At 61.2% G+C, this 17,871-nt stretch carries 13 protein-coding genes and 2 rRNA genes; 11 read left to right on the top strand and 4 right to left on the bottom strand.

All coding sequences use genetic code 11. The annotated features are described in order from the left end of the window. The 8 genes from BMYO_RS09250 to BMYO_RS09285 all read left to right on the top strand — a co-directional run. A 23S ribosomal RNA gene (locus BMYO_RS09250) occupies positions 1–319 on the top strand; the annotation flags it as partial. A gap of 178 nt (positions 320–497) precedes the next feature. Beyond that, positions 498–615, top strand: a 5S ribosomal RNA gene (gene rrf / locus BMYO_RS09255). A gap of 486 nt (positions 616–1,101) precedes the next feature. After that, a complete protein-coding gene (locus BMYO_RS09260; RefSeq protein ID WP_094668191.1) occupies positions 1,102–1,953 on the top strand; it encodes an IclR family transcriptional regulator in 852 nt (283 codons plus the stop codon). A gap of 2 nt (positions 1,954–1,955) precedes the next feature. Further along, entirely contained in the window at positions 1,956–2,744 is a 789-nt protein-coding gene (locus tag BMYO_RS09265; protein ID WP_094668192.1) for an IclR family transcriptional regulator, read from the top strand. A 469-nt stretch (positions 2,745–3,213) separates the two neighbouring features. Further along, positions 3,214–4,119, top strand: coding sequence for a transketolase (locus BMYO_RS09270; protein ID WP_211276844.1), 906 nt, complete (start codon positions 3,214–3,216; stop codon positions 4,117–4,119). A 256-nt stretch (positions 4,120–4,375) separates the two neighbouring features. Further along, entirely contained in the window at positions 4,376–5,341 is a 966-nt protein-coding gene (locus BMYO_RS09275) for a transketolase family protein (protein WP_094668194.1), read from the top strand. Between the two features lie 150 nt (positions 5,342–5,491). Further along, positions 5,492–6,607, top strand: a complete 1,116-nt coding sequence (locus tag BMYO_RS09280; protein ID WP_094668195.1) for a 4-hydroxybutyrate dehydrogenase — start codon at positions 5,492–5,494, stop codon at positions 6,605–6,607. A 79-nt stretch (positions 6,608–6,686) separates the two neighbouring features. Further along, positions 6,687–8,066, top strand: a complete 1,380-nt coding sequence (locus BMYO_RS09285) for a PTS galactitol transporter subunit IIC (RefSeq protein ID WP_094668196.1) — start codon at positions 6,687–6,689, stop codon at positions 8,064–8,066. Between the two features lie 109 nt (positions 8,067–8,175). Here BMYO_RS09285 and BMYO_RS09290 read toward each other — a convergent pair whose 3' ends face one another. The 3 genes from BMYO_RS09290 to BMYO_RS09300 all read right to left on the bottom strand — a co-directional run bounded on the left by BMYO_RS09290 (position 8,176) and on the right by BMYO_RS09300 (position 11,711). Beyond that, on the bottom strand, positions 8,176–9,012 hold the full coding sequence (locus BMYO_RS09290) for a PucR family transcriptional regulator (protein WP_420807306.1): 837 nt from the start codon (positions 9,010–9,012) through the stop codon (positions 8,176–8,178). An 88-nt stretch (positions 9,013–9,100) separates the two neighbouring features. Next, a complete protein-coding gene (locus tag BMYO_RS09295; protein ID WP_169834126.1) occupies positions 9,101–11,230 on the bottom strand; it encodes a DUF6020 family protein in 2,130 nt (709 codons plus the stop codon). Between the two features lie 196 nt (positions 11,231–11,426). Further along, positions 11,427–11,711, bottom strand: coding sequence for a hypothetical protein (locus BMYO_RS09300; RefSeq protein ID WP_094668199.1), 285 nt, complete (start codon positions 11,709–11,711; stop codon positions 11,427–11,429). Between the two features lie 390 nt (positions 11,712–12,101). Between BMYO_RS09300 and BMYO_RS09305 the strand changes: the two genes are divergently transcribed. Continuing rightward, on the top strand, positions 12,102–13,001 hold the full coding sequence (locus BMYO_RS09305) for a biotin--[acetyl-CoA-carboxylase] ligase (protein ID WP_094668200.1): 900 nt from the start codon (positions 12,102–12,104) through the stop codon (positions 12,999–13,001). Positions 13,002–13,219: 218 nt separating this feature from the next. On the opposite strand, the gene BMYO_RS09310 is transcribed toward BMYO_RS09305, so the two are convergent. Beyond that, entirely contained in the window at positions 13,220–13,819 is a 600-nt protein-coding gene (locus BMYO_RS09310) for a biotin transporter BioY (protein ID WP_094668201.1), read from the bottom strand. A 393-nt stretch (positions 13,820–14,212) separates the two neighbouring features. Between BMYO_RS09310 and BMYO_RS09315 the strand changes: the two genes are divergently transcribed. Continuing rightward, positions 14,213–16,072, top strand: coding sequence for an acetyl/propionyl/methylcrotonyl-CoA carboxylase subunit alpha (locus tag BMYO_RS09315; protein WP_094668202.1), 1,860 nt, complete (start codon positions 14,213–14,215; stop codon positions 16,070–16,072). Further along, on the top strand, positions 16,069–17,754 hold the full coding sequence (locus BMYO_RS09320) for an acyl-CoA carboxylase subunit beta (RefSeq protein ID WP_094668203.1): 1,686 nt from the start codon (positions 16,069–16,071) through the stop codon (positions 17,752–17,754). Before BMYO_RS09315 ends, BMYO_RS09320 begins: the two co-directional genes overlap by 4 nt. Positions 17,755–17,871 lie beyond the last annotated feature (117 nt).

Consider the following 17,871-nt stretch of genomic DNA (forward strand, 5'->3'; position numbering starts at 1 on the left):
TTCAGAACGTCGTGAGACAGTTTGGTCTCTATCCTCTGCGCTCGTTGGAATGCTGAGGAGGCCTGCCCATAGTACGAGAGGACCTGGGTGGACGAACCTCTGGTATGCCGGTTGTCACGCCAGTGGCACGGCCGGTTNGCTACGTTCGGGAGGGATAACCGCTGAAAGCATCTAAGCGGGAAGCCTGCTCCGAGATAAGCATTCCGTGAGGCCTCGAGCCTCTGTACCCCCCATGGAGAACACGTGGTGGATAGGCCGGACGTGGAAGCCCCGCAAGGGGTGGAGCTGACCGGTACTAACGGGGGAACGGCAACACACACCCCAACCCTGTTGGGGAGCATCCGAGAACAATGTACTGCGCTCGGACCTCCGGACGGCATGGAGCATCCGGATGACCACAAGACACATTTCGGCATTTCGCGTCCGCTATCCGGTCCCCAAACCATCACGGGAACCAATCCCCCACACCAGCGCGTGTGGGATGATAATCGAAGATTTGCGGCGGTCATGGCCCAGGAGAGACGCCCGGCATCCATTCCGAACCCGGAAGCTAAGGCCTGGCACGGCGATGGTACTGCATTCGAGAGGATGTGGGAGAGTAGCACACCGCCGCATTCATACGTTACAGGGAGCCCCGATGGAGACAATCCACCGGGGCTCCACTCATATGCGCACACCCGACACCAACCCACAACAACAAGCCCAACAAACAATCCACACCGTCTCCATGCCGGGACTGCCCTTTCCAGCTCCGCCCAATTGGAATTCATTGGGTTACCTTAGGTACATTTATCGTTTCCTGGGTGGGTTCCGGAGGACGGGATGGCGCAACAAGGCGGGTATGCGCGCAAGGTGTCGATGAATATGCACCTAGGAAAAGTCGAATGTACCTAAGCAATGAAAACGCATGGCCTTTACACACAAAAATCGGAAGAGCCTGATAATCCATCATGATTGCGGTTGGTCCGATCTCCCAAAGAAGCCCAAAAAAGACCGGCCCATTCCAAAACCAATGGTCATTGAATTATCAATGAAACTTCGTCGCATCCCATAATCCCGCTACAATAAAACCAAAACTGAGAATTTGGATGGGAGCAGCGTATGGGTGCACAGAGCCGAGACGACCGGAGCGTTGAGGCGCTGGTCAAGTCAAAAGCGGTTTTGAACGTACTTGCCGATCATGGGTCTTGCGCCGTCCGCACCATCAGCGAGCTTACCGGTGAACCCATCAGTTCCACCTATCGTCTTTTAGACAATCTGTCTGCCGTTGGCTGGGTGGAGCGTGGTCAGCGTCGTGGCGAGTACCGGCTTGGCATTAATTGTGTTCGCATCGGCGGGCAAGTGGAAAGCCGATTGGACATCCAGCAAATCACGCGCCGTGCTTTCCGCGCGCATCGAGCCCAATTCGGTGTCTGGGCGTTGTTCGTCCGCCGACGCCTACGGTCCGTATGCATTGAAACCCGCACGCGTGAGGCGCTGCAAAGCTACGGCCAGCTGGTGGGCAACAGTCTGTCCCTAAGCATGGGTGCGCCATCGCATGTACTGACTGCATGGCTGCCGTCCGACCGATATGAGCAGCTGCTTGAGCATTATGCCTACAACAACGAGCTTGGTGGCACATTCTCCACGATGCGAGCCACTGCCGTGGACCGCGCCCGAACCATTCGTGAGCAAGGATTCGCTTACGATGTGGGCCAGACGATGGCTGGTTCGGTGACCATCAGCGTACCGGTGTTCAACCATGCCGGGGAGATTCAGGCTGCAATCGCACTCGGTGGTCTTTCGCGTTCGCTGATAATCGATCTTGAAGAAGCCGGACACGTCGCCGGACAGGCTGACCACAACAATCAGACCCCCGGCGACAGCATGATTGAACTGGTCAGGTCGGTGGGCGCGGAAGTGTCGCGTGGATTGGGCTTCACCGGCGTCTACGCGAATCGGAAGGAGGCCTGACGATGGCTGACAGGCAACACGGACCCCGAGAACAGCGTGACCAGAAAGAACCTACCCGCGCCTTGGATAAGGCCAGCCGCGTAATTGAGGCGTTGGCCGCTGAAAGTGGTCTTGCCCCGGCGGATATTGCCGACGCTTGCGATATTCCACGTTCGTCTGTGTACCGAGTCCTTGACGGCCTTGTGGATGTGGGCTGGGCAACCGCCGATGATGACGGCAACTATACGCTGTCCCTCGATTGGCTTCGTCTGGCGGATGCCGCACGCGCATCACGCACCGAATGGGACGGGGCGTTGCCGGTGATGCGGTCAATCACCGCGCGAACTGGCATGACTTCGTTCCTTACCGTTGCGTCCGGCGACGAAACCGTGTGCGTGGAGTGTGCGCAGGGCCATGCCATCGATTCGGTGATTCTGCGTCCAGGTCGAGTGCTGCCGTTGCATGCAGGTGCCGCAGGCCGTGTCACGCTTGCCTATTTCGATGATGATGCGATTGAACGGTACTTGGCTCGCGCTCCATTCCCGGCATACAACGAAAACACCCTGGTGACGGTCGAGCAGCTGCGCGACGATATCGCCAGGACACGGTCTCGTGGATATGCGCTGTCCGACGAAGACGTGACGCTCGGCATCGGCGCCGTCGGCGTGCCGATTCTGGATCCGGCAGACGGTCATGTAATCGCTGCCCTGTCCGCCGGTGGATTTGTGGACGAAGTGCTCGCCATGCAGGAATCCCTTGCCGAACTATTGCGAGAGGGTGTCAAGGCCGTACAGGACGCGCAACACCAGTAGTCCGAGATACGTTCGATGCGGCGTCTTGACCAACGATATTACCTTGAGTCAATCAATCATTGTTCTAGTGGTCCGTCTCTCAATTGTTTGAGTGGTATCGCCCTCCCCTGACGAGGGGCCGTCAGCGAAGCTGACTAAGGGAGAGAAAAAGCTGAAACCCCTCAATCATTAGTGAGACAGACCACTAGTTCCGGTAAACGGAATCGGTATACGGGGATGTGGTTGTCCCTCAGGGCGGCTCTGCCATCAGTCGTGGTCGTGAAGGCTGTCCCTCGGCTCCGATTTCGTAGAATCAAGACTTTTATCTCAAAGGATGCGACATAGTCGCATCCTTTATTGTTATTTTGCCCATGTTTTCCCTCAAATAAGAAAAGAAGTCCGTTTTGCAACACGCCGTAATAGTTTCGACTTGTCACTCATCTTCTTGCTAACTAGACTACTATTCTGTTACCTGAGCAAAGTAGTTCAGGTGAAAGTAAGTTTCCAGTTGAATATATTCATCAATGGGGAAGGGTATATCGTGAGTGAGAAATTAACTGAAGATCACATCAAGGATATGCGGCGATTCTCATGGCAGATTCGTATGGAGGCCATCAGGTGCATCGCGGCATTCGGGCTGGGGCATGTGGGCGGATCGATGTCCGTGGCGGATGTGCTATCGGTACTGTACAACGGCGAAATGAAATTCGACCCCAGCGACCCACAATGGGAAGAGCGTGACCTATTGGTGCTTTCAAAGGGGCATTGTGCGCCGGCGCTGTACGCCACGTTGGCCCTCAAGGGCTTTTTCCCGATGGAATGGCTCAAGACCATGAACAAGAACGGCACGCACCTGCCCAGTCATGCTGATCGTCTGCTGGTGCCTGGCATCGATATGTCGGCTGGATCCCTTGGACAAGGTGGGTCGGTGGCTGCGGGCATGGCACTGGCCTTCAAGCTCGATAAAAAACCGAACAACGTGTACCTGATTCTGGGCGACGGCGAATCGCAGGAGGGCCAGGTCTGGGAGATGGCATTGTTCGCCCCGCAGCATCACCTCGATAACCTCATCGCCTTCGTGGACTATAACAAGCTCCAGCTCGACGGTTTCTGCGACGATATCTGCGCTATGGGTGACATGGCCGCGAAGTTCGAGGATTTCGGTTGGTTCGTGCAGAACCTTGAGGATGGCAACGACGTGGTTGCTATCCATGAGGCCATCGAAACCGCTAAGACGCAGACCACCGGCAAACCGAGCATGATTGTTCTCAATACCGTCAAAGGATTGGGATGGAGCGAGATCCAAGGCAAGACGAACAGCCATGCTCCGGCAGTCTCACCGCAACAGCTTGAGGAGGCACTCGCCGAATTGCAACGCCATTACGATGCAATCTGACCAGTGGCAGTGTATCGAGCGACAGTCGACTGTCCCGCCTCGCTTCCTGATCTTTCTTAATCTTTAGCCATTTTTCGTCTGAACGCTCAAAACGTTGTCACTCCGGATGCGCGTCTACATGCATCCAGTGCGTTATCGATACACCGTCACCGATGAGTCGCCGAGTGCGTCGGCAGATAGATCGGCCGACAGCCAACGAGCGGATGTCGCAACTATGCGCCGTCTATAAGCGGACCAACCCAAAGGACCTACAGCAATGATTGTCAAGGAACTCCAACCCGAATCCCAAGAGATGCGCGCCGCATTCTGCGACCGTCTCATCGAACTGGCCGAAACCCATCCGGAACTGATGGTGCTTGACGCCGATCTCATGGGAGCCATGGGCACCAAGCCCTTCCTCGCCCGGTACCCCGACCGCACGGTGGACTGCGGCATTCAGGAGGCCAATATGGTCGGCGTGGCCGTTGGCCTGTCGCTGGCGGGCAAAATTCCGTTCGCCCATACTTTTGCCACGTTCATGTCCCGCCGTGCCACCGATCAGATCTTCATCTCCGGCGCCTACTCTAAGGCCAACGTCAAGCTCATCGGCTCTGATCCGGGCATCACCGCCAAAACCAACGGCGGCACGCATATGCCGTTCGAGGATATGGGCATCATGCGCGGTATTCCGCAGATGACCATCATCGAGCCTACCGACATCACGATGCTCAAGTGGGTGATGGGATGGATGGCCGACCACTATGGCATGCAGTACATGCGGCTGGTTCGCAGGGAATGCACGAAGATCTACGAGGATGGCACCACCTTCGAAATCGGCAAGGCCATGACCGTACGTGATGATGCGGACGCCGATGTGACTATCATCGCCTCCGGTCTGTGCGTGGCGAACGCGATGAAGGCGGCGGACGAACTGGCCAAGAGCGGTATCCATACGCGAATCCTGGACATGTTCACATGGAAGCCGCTTGATGATGAGGCCGTGGTACGTGCGGCCCGCGAAACCGGGGCCATAGTAGTGGCAGAGAACCATAACATCACCACCGGTCTGGGCGCCGCGGTCAGCGAGACCGTGGTGCGTAATGCGCCGGTGCCGATGGAGCTCATCGGCATCCATGACCGATTCGGGCAGGTCGGTACCCTCGAATATCTCGCCGAACAGTATGGCATGACCGTGGAGGATATCGTACATGCCGCTAGGCGTGCGGTGGATCGTAAGCATTAAGGGCTGCCCGGGCCGGGCGGACGTGTTCCAGTGACCAGCCCTCTGTGTTTTTCTCCCAACCAACATTAGGTTTCCGCACGGCCGTTGACCGACGGGCGTGCGGAAACCATCCTCAAGCGAACTCAAGCAACAAGCAAAGGAATGGAAGCAATGAAGCTTATCGAAGTCGGACCCACGCTCTACTCGAATACCACGGTTCAGGAGTTCATCGATGAATTCCACGTCGGTCAAGGAGACCTTATTTTCACTGCCGGAATCATCTACGACACCTATCTGAAAGGACGTGTGGATGATGCGCAGGTGTTGCTCGTCGATTCGTACGGTACCTCGGAACCGACGGATGACATGATTGACGCGATGATTCGTGACGCTGATTTGGCGCAGACCAAGCGCGTGGTGGCCATAGGCGGCGGTGCTGTCATGGATGTGGCTAAAGTTGTGGCCTGCTCGGGTGGTGCGGATATGGACGAGATCTTCAATCGGTTGCCCAATCTGAGTCGTAGCGTGGAATTGGTGCTCGTGCCGACTACCTGCGGCACCGGTTCCGAAGTCACCATGCTTGCCGCGATCAATCGCACCAAACTGGGAACCAAAGTGGGCATGGGATGTCCGGCCATGTACGGTGACTCGGCGGTGCTCATTCCCGAACTGCTGTACGGTCTGCCGAACTATGTGTTCGCCACCAGTTCGATTGACGCGCTTTGCCATGCGGTCGAATCGATTCTCTCGCCTAACTCCACCCCGGTCGTGAAACTGTTCGGCTACCGAGCGGTGGAGATGATTCTCGGCGGTTACCAGAAGGTCGTCGCCGGAGGACCCGAGGTGCGCAACGCCATTATGGGTGATTTCCTGATGGCCTCCGCCTATGCCGGCATCGCATTCGGCACGGGCGGCTGCGCGGCCGTGCACGCATTGAGCTACCAGCTTGGCGGTAACTACCATGTGGCGCACGGAGAATCGAATTACGCGATGTTCACCGGCGTGCTGCGCAAGTACATGGACATCAAGTCAGACGGTGAGATCGCCATGCTCAATACCTTCATTGCGAACATCCTCGGATGCGATGTGGCGCATGTATACGACGAGCTGGAAGCGTTGATCGACCGTCTGCTGCCTAAGAAGGCGCTGCATGAATACGGCGTCACTCGTGAGGAGCTGCCCGTGTGGGCGCATCGGGTGATGGAGACCCAGCAGCGTCTGATGCGCAACGATTTCGTGCCATTGGATGAGTCGGACGTGCTGGACATCTTCGAGAGACTGTACTGATTCGTTGCTGAAGTGAGGGCCTTCCCCAATCGTCTGCTGGATGGGCTCGGATGGGGGAAGGCTAAGGATAGGGATTGCTATGCAAGTCATAACTTGGATTCTTGGGTTGGGCGCCTCGGTGATGATGCCGATCATCTTCACCATCATCGGCACATGTGTGGGCCTGGGCTTCGTCAAATCGTTGAAATCCGGCCTGACGGTCGGTGTCGCGTTCGTTGGTCTGAGCATCGTGACCACATTGCTCACCGATAACCTCGGTCCGGTCATCAACAAAATCGTCGAACTGTATGGGCTGAATCTCAATGTTCTGGACATCGGATGGCCGGCCGCTTCACAAGTCGCATATAGTTCGCAGGTTGGCGCCTTGGTCATTCCGTTCGGGCTGGCGCTCAACGTGGTGATGCTGCTGACCAAGACCACCAAGACCATCGCCATGGACCTGTTCAACTACTGGCATTACGCCTTCATCGGCGCACTGGTATATCTGGTGACGAACAGCTTCGGCTGGTCGTTGTTCATCGTGGCCGTGAACTTCATCATCATCAACTGCATTGGAGACATCGAATCCAAGCGTGTGCTTGCCTATTACGGCCACGACAAGGTCAATGGCATCGCATTCCCTGTTCCGGTGTGCGCGCCGTATGCGCCGATTGCCCATGCGCTCAACTGGCTGATGGAAAAATGCCCCGGCATCAACAAAATCGACTGGGACGCCAAGAAGCTGCAGGAGAAGCTCGGCTTCATCGGCGAACCGTTGTTCCTGGGCACGGTGATCGGCGCTGTGCTCGGCATTCTCGCACGGTATGATGTGACGTCGATTCTGAAGCTTGCCGTCAACATCGGTGCGGTCATGCTGCTTATTCCCCGCATCTCCGGACTGTTCGGCGAGGGGTTGCTGCCCATCACTGAAGCCGTCAAGAAACTGTTGCAGAAGAAGTTTAAGGGCAAGGTAGACTTCCTCATCGGCCTGAGCCCGTCGATTGTGGTGGGCGACCCGACCATCATGGTGTGCTCGGTGCTGGTGGTGCCGTTCATCCTGTTCCTGTCCGTGGTGCTCCCCGGCAATCAGTTCCTGCCCATTGCCTCGTTGGCGGGTGCGATGTACATCTTCCCGCTCGTGGTGCCGATTACCAAGGGCAACGTGTTCCGCACGTTCGTTATCGGCATGGTGGCGCTGGTCATCGGTGATTATTCCGCCACGGCGCTCGCCGCTGTATTCACCAAGGCGGCCGTCGCCTCCGGTGTTACCTTGCCGGATGGCACAAATGCCGTGGCGAGCTTCGATTATGCCGGTAACCCGTTGGCTTGGATTCTGTACAATCTGGGCGCACTCAAGTGGATTGGTGCGGCGGTGTGCGTCGTTGGCTGTGCTGCACTCATGTGGTACAACCGCAGGAAGATCGTGGCCGAGAACGCGGTTCGCGAGCAAGCGTTGGCCAGTGCGACGGCTGGCGTGTGAGCGATGCCACGAATATTCGGGTATTGGATTTGAACCGTCAACCGGACTCCTCTCATGAGGAGCCCGGTTGTGCATGTTTGAGATGTTCGGCGATGCGTGGCTTGAATCGTTATTCCGTCATGCGGCCGAGGGCGATGGCGGTGGTGAGCACGTACGCCTCGCGCGGGTCGGTGGCGTCCCAGCCGGTGGATTCGGCCGCACGCTTGAGACGGTATCGAATGGTGTTGGGATGGACGTTGAGCTCCTTGGCGGTCGATTCCAGAGACCCTCCGAATCGCAGGAACGTGGAGACGGTGAGCAGCGTGGGATCGTCCGGTCCGGCTGCGGCCAGGCTGCCGTAGACCACGCGGACAAGCTCGTCGCGGGCGTCCTCGTCGCCGATGAGTGCGCGCTCGGGCAGTGCGTCGTCGGTGCGCAGCGGGCGCGGAATCTGCCGTACCGTGGCGGCCAGCGCCGGCGCGGCCTTGAGGCAGTACAAGGCGGCACGCAACGTATGCATCGCCCCTGAGGCTGCAGCGCGGGACGGGCCCAACGCCAGCGGACGGTCGTCGGCGAACGCTGCCGAGACGGTGTTGCAGATAACCTCGGGGGTTGCGGCGCCGCTCTGACGTACCAGTGCCACGACTGAGGATGGGGATGTTCCGTCAGCGGCATACTCGGCGGTCAGACAGTCGCCGCCGAAATCGGCCACGATCTTCTCGACATCGCGGCGCGTACGGGCGGCCGAATGCGCCGGATACCCGGCAATGGCGTAACAATCGAACTCGCCGGTGAACCCAAGAATCGTGAATAGGGAGGTTACGCGCTCGTCGGCGATATCGTGGAACAGGCACTCGAACAACACAGTGCGTACGCGGTCAAGGGCGGTTTCGGCATCATCGCCCGTGCGGGCGTCGGTGGCGAGCAGTTCGAGAAAATCGGAAGACATGCCACCAAGTGTAGTCATGGGCTTCCATCCGGCGCCAGACGGGCTATGCAGCTTCCGGGAGTACCCCTGAGAGCCCAACCGCCGCCACTACCTGCGCGAACCGCCGTCACCTGTTCGGCCGGCGCAGCTCGCGCCGTGAATCACGCCAGTATGTGAGGGCCACGAACCCGAACACGAATGCCACGGGCAGCATATGGCGCTCGAAGTTGTTGGCCGGCGCGGTGATCATCACGCCCATCAGCAGCAGCAGCGGAATATGCGTCATCAACGTGAGCCAACGACGGCGAATCACCTCGGCCGCGCCGATGAGCAGGGTCAGCACCACGTAGAAGTTGCCGTGCGTGAACCAGCCGATCACCGGGATGCGGCCCCAGCGCTGGGTGAATTTGGCCACCTTCTCACGCCATCGGTGGTTATAGGACTTGATCCATGTGGAGTTCTTCTGCACGTAATCGCTGGTCACGTAATAATCCATGGAGACATACGGCAGATCGGTGACGTTGAAGTAGCCGAAGCACTTGGCGAGCAGCGCATCCAAGGCGATGACCGGATTGTCCTTGACGATTTCGAGCCATGCCTTGTTGAATCCGTTCATGTCCTCAGGGGTGACGGTGCGCCACTTGTAGCTCACTTTCTTGGCCTGGATGCCGGAGGACTTCACCGGGTCCGCGTCCTGCTGGAAGTAGGCGTCGGCCATCTGATCCAGATTGAAGACGGGGGAGAGGTTCTTCTTGGCCTCATCCGAAATGCCGTCAGGATTGCGCTTGGCCACGCGGGCGATCTGCTGCAGCTGCACGCCGCGGCTCTCGATTGGGTCGCCGCCGATGATGGCGCCGGATGAGATGGCGAACGAGATGCCACCGTGGATTAGCACGGTGGGGATGAGCAGAGCCGCCACGTATGTGGCCCAGCGGCGTCTGTCGGCGATGAGCGCCAGCACGATCTGCAGGGCGATGATGTACCAGGCGTACTTCGCGGAAATCAGCATCACCGATGTGGAGACGACGAAGGCGATGAGGCTGTGCGGCGGCAGATTGAGAACGGCGCTGTGGACGTGGACGCTCGGGTTCCGTCGCTTCGACTGCTTCGATCGCTTCGACGGGCGCCACGTCTGGATGAGCTCGTACCACACGCCGAACCACCATACAAACGCGAAAGCGAACAGCGGTGATTTGGTGATGGAAATCGTGGCGAATACCGCCAGCGGGCAGGTCAGGAAGAACACGATGATGAAGAGGCGGGCCAGTGCTCCGGCGGGAGCGGAGTGGTCGCGGGTCGCGTTGATGGCGGCTGCGTTGATGGAGTCCGCGCCGGAGGCATCCGCTGCGGGTGGTGCGGCGGCCTGACCGGGCTCGGTGAGTCGCCGAAGCCACGGCAGGTTGAGGAAACGGTTCGCGGTGGCGGCACAGCAGAATACGGCGAACAGCATCTGCACGGCGGCCAGCACCACGATGCCGGCGTCGTTCGAGCCGGTCAGGGACCGGGAGAGCGCGGCGGTCGCGCCGTACACAACCGTGAGAACCACGTTGTGCTGGTCGGTCAGATACGTCGGGTCGGACGGCCACATGTAGTGCGCGGTGGGGTAGATATCCATCGGCACGAAGGAGAAGAAGCCGATGTACGGCTGTTTGAGTCCCGTCCATTGGTTCCAGGCCCAGCTGAACTCGCGGATCTGCGAGCGGATGTCCGCGCCGAACGCGGCGAGCAGGGTGGTGGGTGCCCAGAGCCAGCCAAGGAACAGGATCAGTGCGATCTTCCAGAACCGATTCGTGCCGCGTACGATCCAATGACCGAGCGACGTGAGCCCACGGGAGAGGACGGCGGCGATGGTGCCGATGATTATGCGGAACCGGGGAGCGAGGGCATCGTCGTCATCGACCGCGTCGTGGCGGGAGTCCGGTGCCTGGGAGGACCTTGGCAACACGGCGCTCAGGCGCGCGGCGACCAAGGCGGGTAGTACGCGCCCGGTTGCGGCGAAGCGGACCAGCAATCCGACGATGCCGAGATAGATGATGAACGAACCCACGAAAATGGCGGTATTGGCCCAATTCCAGTGGGCGATGGTGCCGTTGTCGAAGTCCCAGTACAGTGGCCCGACCGCCGTGCACAGAGCCAGCCACAGACAGGCCAGTACCGCCAAGGTCCAACGCGCGACCGCCCCCATCCGCCGTGCGATGGGATGGTTGGGCGTTGGACGGGATACGGCGGCAGGTTGCGGGGTGGCTGGTGACGTCATGTATGCCAATGGTAGCCGCACTCGCCAACTGCCGACGTGACTGACGTGACTGATTGCGACTGATGCCGTTGCCGATGGTGCCGATGGTGCTGATGCAGCGTCGCGGTGGGATTCGCCCGGATGAGTCGTATCCGGTGCGATTGTTCCGATGGGAATTCGGTGAGGTGCAGGAGTGGTGGATTCTCGCGATGCGACGTCACCGGTTTCGCGGAAAGTCGCTGGCGGGACACCGGTTGACCCACGCGACCACCCAGTCCTCGGCCGGACCGAGATCGGGAAAGGCGTGGTGGATCACCACATGATTACCCACCGGTTCGGCTTCGACATCGGCCGGCACGCGGTCGGCGGGCATCGCGACCATGGCGTCGAACGGCAGATCCGGGGCTATGCGTACCACGCGCGCCTCGACGCCTTCCGGGACGCCCTCCAATCGTTCCACGTAATCGAACGGGTGGCTGTTGTCTTCGATAAAGCTGAGCATGAAAGGTACCTGCTCTCCTTGAGATGGTGGTTCCCGGGGCATTGCCCGGGGTAATCCGATTGATTGCCGAGCCGTCGTGCGGCTCAGATCCTTTCCGATAAGACACGACCGATAGTGCAAACCATGCATCGCATTGACTGTGACACCGTAGTAGTCGCAGCATGTTTCGGCTGGTGGGTTGCGCTTTGAATGAACAACGACTGTGAAGTTCGGCGGACAAGGCGGTATCGCCCGACCGCTCAATACCTAGCGTACACGCATATAGTGAGATGTGATTTACCTCACTTGTGAGCGCTCACACAATATCGATGGTGCGAAATGATTGGTTTTGTGCGGTTTTCGATGGGATAAGGGGTGATGATTCGCGGTATCGGGGGTAATGTGACTCACATGATTATTGCTTTGAACGCTGCAACGCCGCAGCTGACGAAAACGAATGATGCCGCCGATCAGGTGGTGGCCGTGGCCGAGACGGATTCGACCAACGCTCTGGCAGGTCGCCTGATTGCGGAAGGCACGTTGACATTGCCGCCGACGGAGGTGGGCGGACGGCTCGCCGTGGCCGTGGTGGCTGCGGACCGCCAGACCGCCGGCCGTGGCCGCAACGGACATACCTGGGTGAGCCAGCCTGGCCGCTCGTCGACGGTATCGTATGCCGTGCGCTTGCCGCGTGCCATCGCCACGGATGAAACGTTGAACGGGTGGCTGCAGATGATTGCCGGACTGGTCACCCTGGATGCGCTCAATGGCGCGATTCGGGAGTTCGGCGCCGAAGCCGATCAGCCGGAGTCGCTGCTGGAGCTCAAGTGGCCCAACGATATCTACTGCCATGGTCTGAAGCTGGGCGGCCTGCTGTCCGAATTGGTGATGCTGCCGGCGAATGGCGATGCAGGCGAGAGCGAAGATGTGGCGATCGTCTTCGGCGTCGGCCTCAACCTGATGCTGGGTGCCTGCCGTCTTCCCACGCCGCAGTCCACGTCGTTGCAGCTGCATGTGCATGACCTGCCCCCGTTCGAGGAGCTGCGTGACGCGGTGGCCGCGCGTGAGGTGGAGGGATTCCGTACCCGTCTGACCGCATTCGTTGCCGATCCGCACGGTCAGGCCAAGGAACTGCGCGAGGAGATGAAGACCGTCTGCTGGGCGCGCGGGCGTCAGGTCGAGGCGCACTTCACGGATGGCTCGACGCTGACCGGCGAGGCGATTGGTCTGAACGATGATGCTTCGCTGATTCTGCGCACGTCGGATGGCGTGGACCATACGGTGCGTACGGCCGACGTGGGCGTGCTGTAGTAGGCGCGGCGCCGATTGTCGAATCGTCGATTGGCATGACTGCCGGGTGGTCGATTGGCGCGACCGTCGGGTGACAACAGACGTCGCCGGTGCCACTGACGTTGCCGGCGGCCGGAAGAAAGAAAGATAGAGAGACGGGCGGTCCGTCGGTGTGATGCCGGCGGACCGCCCGTTATTTGCTGAGTTCGGGTGTTCCGGGGTGTGCTCCGGTGGTCGGCTCAGCGGCCGAGCTTGCTCAGGCCGGAGGCGGCCAGTGCGGCCACGACGGCCTTGATGACGTCGCCCACGACGAAGCCCATGGAGGCGAGCGTCACGGTGAACACCGGCACGCCGGTGAGCGTGGACTGTACGGTCACGCCGAAGAAGTAGATCACCACGATGCCGCCCAGCAGCGCGGCCAGCAGGTAGCGGCCGGCGGTCAGCGCGGCGGCTCCCGGCGTCGAAAGATCGGCCTTGCCGCGCAGCAGCGCGATGACGATGATGCCCGGCACCCAGCCGAACAGGAAGCCCGCGCTCGGTCCGACCAGCGCCATCGTGGAGGCGCCTCCGGCGAACACCGGCAGGCCAAGCGCGCCCGCGGCCAGGTACAGCAGCACGGAAGAGGCGGCCTGGCGCCATGTCAGCATGAGGCCGGCCAGCATCACCACGAAGGTCTGCAATGTGATCGGCACCGGCGTGCCGGGGACCGGAATCTCACCCGCCGCCGCGGCCAGGTACAGCAGCACGGCGAAGAGTACGGGCTTCCAGGACGCGGCGGCGATGCGGCGCGGAACGGAGACGGCGGAAACGGCGGATGCCGCGGTGTGCGAAGACTGCATGATGTGATTCCCCCTACTGTGAACGGCTCGATGTGAGTCTCGATATGCGTGTCGATGGATGCGATCCGCCATGGCGGATGTAATCCGGGAGCCTTCCTCCAACTACGGTTGCCATCGTAGGGATGTGAGGTTTCGTTCGTTTTCGTGTCAAGTTACAAAATTATTGACTCCGGTTTGTCGGGAATTGACGAATCGACCGCAAGCGTCAATGGTCGGGGATGGTGAATGGCATGTGGCAAAACGTTGCAACCGTGCGGTTTTGGAGCCATCGCCCACCGTGGCTACGCCTGCGAAACCTACGGATGCGTTTGTTGGTAGCCTACAAAACGGCGTGAGCTGTTTTGTGCGAACGGGCCTTGCTGCATGATGGCGAACGCACCACAATTTGACGCTATGGCTCATACTGTCAAAAAACTGCTGATCGCGAACCGCGGTGAGATCGCGTTGCGCGTGGTGCGTACGGCCAAAGAGATGGGGATCAAGACCGTAGCGGTCTACGCCGAACAGGACCGCGATAGCCGCTATGTGGACATGGCCGACGAGGCGTACCTGCTTTCCGGCGACACCTACAAGGACACGTACCTCAACGAGGACCTGCTCATCGACATCCTGCACCGCACCGGTGCGGACGCCGTGCATCCTGGTTACGGGTTCCTTTCCGAGGTGCCGAGCTTCGCGCAGAAGGTCGAGGAGGCCGGCGCGGTCTGGGTCGGCCCGCATCACACCGCACTCGTGGACCTCGGCGACAAGATCACCGCGCGCCGCGTGGCCATGCGCGCCAAGGTGCCGCCGGTGCCGGGCCTGTCCGAGCCGGTGGAGGACATGCGCACGCTGCTTGACTTCGCGCACACCCACGGCTATCCGATCATGATGAAGCGCACGGATGGCGGCGGCGGCCATGGCATCACCGTGGTCCACGACGACGAGGAGCTGCGCCGCTTCTATATGAACCACGACGCGCTGCAGGGCGGCGACCTCAAGGAATACTTCATCGAGAAGTTCATCGACAAGGCCCGTCATGTGGAGACCCAGTCCGGCCGTGACTCGCACGGCAACTTCACCGTCTATTCCACCCGCGACTGCTCGCTGCAGCGCCGCAACCAGAAGCTCGTGGAGGAGGCGCCCGCGCCCTTCCTGCCCAAGCAGATCACCGACACGCTTGTGGAGTACTCCCGCCGCCTGTTCACCACCGTGGGCTACGAGGGCCTGGGCACCTGCGAGTTCATGGTGACGCCCAACGGCAAGGTGTACTTCCTCGAGGTCAACCCGCGCCTGCAGGTCGAGCACACGGTCTCCGAGGAGGTGTCCGGACTCGACTTGGTGCGCGAACAGCTCACCATCGCCGCCGGCGGGGAGCTCACGCCGGCCCCCGAGCCGCGCGGTCACAGCTTCGAGCTGCGCATCACCAGCGAGGACCCCGCCACCAACCTGACGCCCGGTTCCGGCACGCTCGAGCGCATCCAATGGCCGGCCGGCCCCGGCGTGCGCATCGACACCGGTGTGGAACAGGGCGACACCATCTCGCCGAAGTTCGATTCGATGATGGGCAAGGTGATCGTCACCGCCCAGAACCGTCTCGATGCCGTGGCCCGTGTGTGCCGCGTGCTCGACGAGCTCGTGATCGAGGGCGTGCCCACGCCTATCCCGCTGTTCAAGGAGATCTTCCGCAACGACGACTTCACCGCCGAGCATGGGCATCCGTTCGACGTGTCCACCAAATGGCTGGAACGCACGTATCTCAACCGCGAGCCCGACTCCGCCCGCGCCGGACAGCCCGCATCGCTCGCCGGCGCGGCGGCCGGTGGCGCGGCGGAGGGCGGCGATAAGGACCGCAGCGAGACGTTCGTCATCGAGATGAACGACCGTCGCGTCAAACTCACCGTGCCGCTCGACATCGTCGAGAACCTCACCGGCTCGGCCCGCGCCCGCGGCGCCCGCCGCCCCACCCAGCCGTTGCGCGGCGCCGGGTTGCACAACGTATCGTCCGCGAACAAGGCCGCGAACGACGGCGCCAAGTCCGGCATCATCGCCTCGCCGATGCAGGCAGTGGTCACGCGCATCAACGTGTCCGAAGGGCAGCAGGTGGCCAAGGGCGACCTGCTGGTGGTGCTCGAATCCATGAAGATGGAGAACTACGTGTACGCGCCGGCCGCCGGCGAGGTGAAGAAGATCTTCGTCGGGCCCGCCGATGGCGTGGAGGCCGGAGACACGCTCGTCACGCTTGACGTGACCAAGAAGGAGGCCGCCAAATGACCGACATCATGGATTCTCCGGCGGTGAAGGCCGCGCAGGCCGCAGCAGTGGCCGCCGGAGCCGGCGCCGCGGCCGGCAACGGCGGCGTGGGGGATGCCGCCGGAGCCGCCGCGGCGTCCGTGGCCCAGCCGTCCGACCACCAGCCGTTGCGCGCCGCAGTGGTCAAAGCCGCCGAACTGGCCCGCGCCGCCGAGGAGCGCGCCCGCGACAAGCAGCACGCCAAAGGTAAGAAGACCGCGCGCGAACGCCTCGACCTGCTCTTCGACACCGGCACCTTCGAGGAGATCGGCCGCTTCCAGGGCGGCAACATCGCCGGCGACAACGCGGGCGCGGCCGTCATCACCGGCTTCGGTCTGGTTTATGGCCGTAAGGTGGCCGTCTATGCGCAGGACTTCTCGGTCAAGGGCGGCACGCTCGGCACCGCGGAGGGCGAGAAGATCTGCCGCCTCATGGACATGGCCATCACCCTGAAGGTGCCGATCGTGGCCATCGTGGACTCCGGTGGCGCGCGCATCCAGGAGGGCGTCGCGGCCCTGACCCAGTACGGGCGCATCTTCCGCAAGACCTGCGAGGCCAGCGGCTTCGTGCCGCAGCTGAGCCTCATCCTCGGCCCGTGCGCGGGCGGCGCGGTTTACTGCCCGGCCCTGACGGACCTCATCATCATGACCCGCGAGAACTCGAACATGTTCGTCACCGGCCCGGACGTGGTCAAGGCGGCCACCGGCGAGACCATCTCGATGGCAGACCTCGGCGGTGGAGAGGTCCACAACCGGGTCTCCGGCGTGGCCCACTACCTCGGCGAGGACGAGTCGGACGCCATCGACTACGCGCGCACGGTCCTCGCCTACCTGCCGTCCAACGCCGAAAGCCAGCCGCCCGTCTACGCCTACGCCGCCACCCGTTCCGAACGGGACACGGCCAAGCGGCTCGCCACCATCGTGCCCGCCAACGAACGCCAGCCGTACGACATGCTCGATGTGATCCGCTGCATCACCGACTACGGCGAATTCGTGCAGGTGCAGGAGCTCTTCGGCGCCTCCGCGCTCGTGGGCTTCGCCTGCATCGAGGGCAAGCCGGTGGGCATCGTGGCGAACCAGCCGAACGTGCGGGCCGGCATCCTGGACGTCGATTCGTCCGAGAAGGTGGCCCGGTTCGTACGCCTGTGCGACGCCTTCAACCTTCCCGTGGTCACCCTCGTGGACGTGCCCGGCTACAAGCCCGGCTCCGACCAGGAGCACGCCGGCATCATCCGCCGCGGCGCCAAAGTAATCTACGCCTACGCCAACGCGCAGGTGCCGCTGGTGACCGTGGTGCTACGCAAGGCGTTCGGCGGCGCGTACATCGTGATGGGATCGAAGGCCATCGGCGCGGACCTCAACTTCGCGTGGCCCTCCTCGCAGATCGCGGTGCTCGGCGCGGCCGGCGCGGTGAACATCATCCACCGTCACGACTTGGCCAAGGCCAAGGCCGCTGGGCAGGACGTGGAGGCGCTGCGGGCCAAATACATCAAGGACTACGAGACCAGCACGGTCAACGCGAACCTCTCGCTCGAAATCGGGCAGATCGACGCGATGATCGACCCCGAACAGACCCGTGAGGTGATCGTCGAATCCCTCGCCACGCTCGCCACCAAACGGCGGGTGCGCCGCACCGACAAGCATCACGGCAATCAGCCGCTGTAGCACGGCGGTGATCCGCTTGGCAGGTCGTCGCGCGAGGAGGGAGACAGCCCGGTGGGCTGTCGACCGACGGAGCCATCCGAATCGCCAAACTCAGCTATGAGAACGAGCCCATCGCAT

It is taken from the genome of Bifidobacterium myosotis, from assembly GCF_002259745.1.
Classification (GTDB): domain Bacteria; phylum Actinomycetota; class Actinomycetes; order Actinomycetales; family Bifidobacteriaceae; genus Bifidobacterium; species Bifidobacterium myosotis.

Coding starts and splice junctions, on each gene's coding strand:
- BMYO_RS09260 (WP_094668191.1), top strand. CDS start 1,102: ATGGGTGCACAGAGCCGAGACGACCGGAGCGTTGAGGCGCTGGTCAAG.
- BMYO_RS09265 (WP_094668192.1), top strand. CDS start 1,956: ATGGCTGACAGGCAACACGGACCCCGAGAACAGCGTGACCAGAAAGAA.
- BMYO_RS09275 (WP_094668194.1), top strand. CDS start 4,376: ATGATTGTCAAGGAACTCCAACCCGAATCCCAAGAGATGCGCGCCGCA.
- BMYO_RS09280 (WP_094668195.1), top strand. CDS start 5,492: ATGAAGCTTATCGAAGTCGGACCCACGCTCTACTCGAATACCACGGTT.
- BMYO_RS09285 (WP_094668196.1), top strand. CDS start 6,687: ATGCAAGTCATAACTTGGATTCTTGGGTTGGGCGCCTCGGTGATGATG.
- BMYO_RS09290 (WP_420807306.1), bottom strand. CDS start 9,012: ATGACTACACTTGGTGGCATGTCTTCCGATTTTCTCGAACTGCTCGCC.
- BMYO_RS09295 (WP_169834126.1), bottom strand. CDS start 11,230: ATGACGTCACCAGCCACCCCGCAACCTGCCGCCGTATCCCGTCCAACG.
- BMYO_RS09300 (WP_094668199.1), bottom strand. CDS start 11,711: ATGCTCAGCTTTATCGAAGACAACAGCCACCCGTTCGATTACGTGGAA.
- BMYO_RS09305 (WP_094668200.1), top strand. CDS start 12,102: ATGATTATTGCTTTGAACGCTGCAACGCCGCAGCTGACGAAAACGAAT.
- BMYO_RS09310 (WP_094668201.1), bottom strand. CDS start 13,819: ATGCAGTCTTCGCACACCGCGGCATCCGCCGTTTCCGCCGTCTCCGTT.
- BMYO_RS09315 (WP_094668202.1), top strand. CDS start 14,213: ATGGCTCATACTGTCAAAAAACTGCTGATCGCGAACCGCGGTGAGATC.
- BMYO_RS09320 (WP_094668203.1), top strand. CDS start 16,069: ATGACCGACATCATGGATTCTCCGGCGGTGAAGGCCGCGCAGGCCGCA.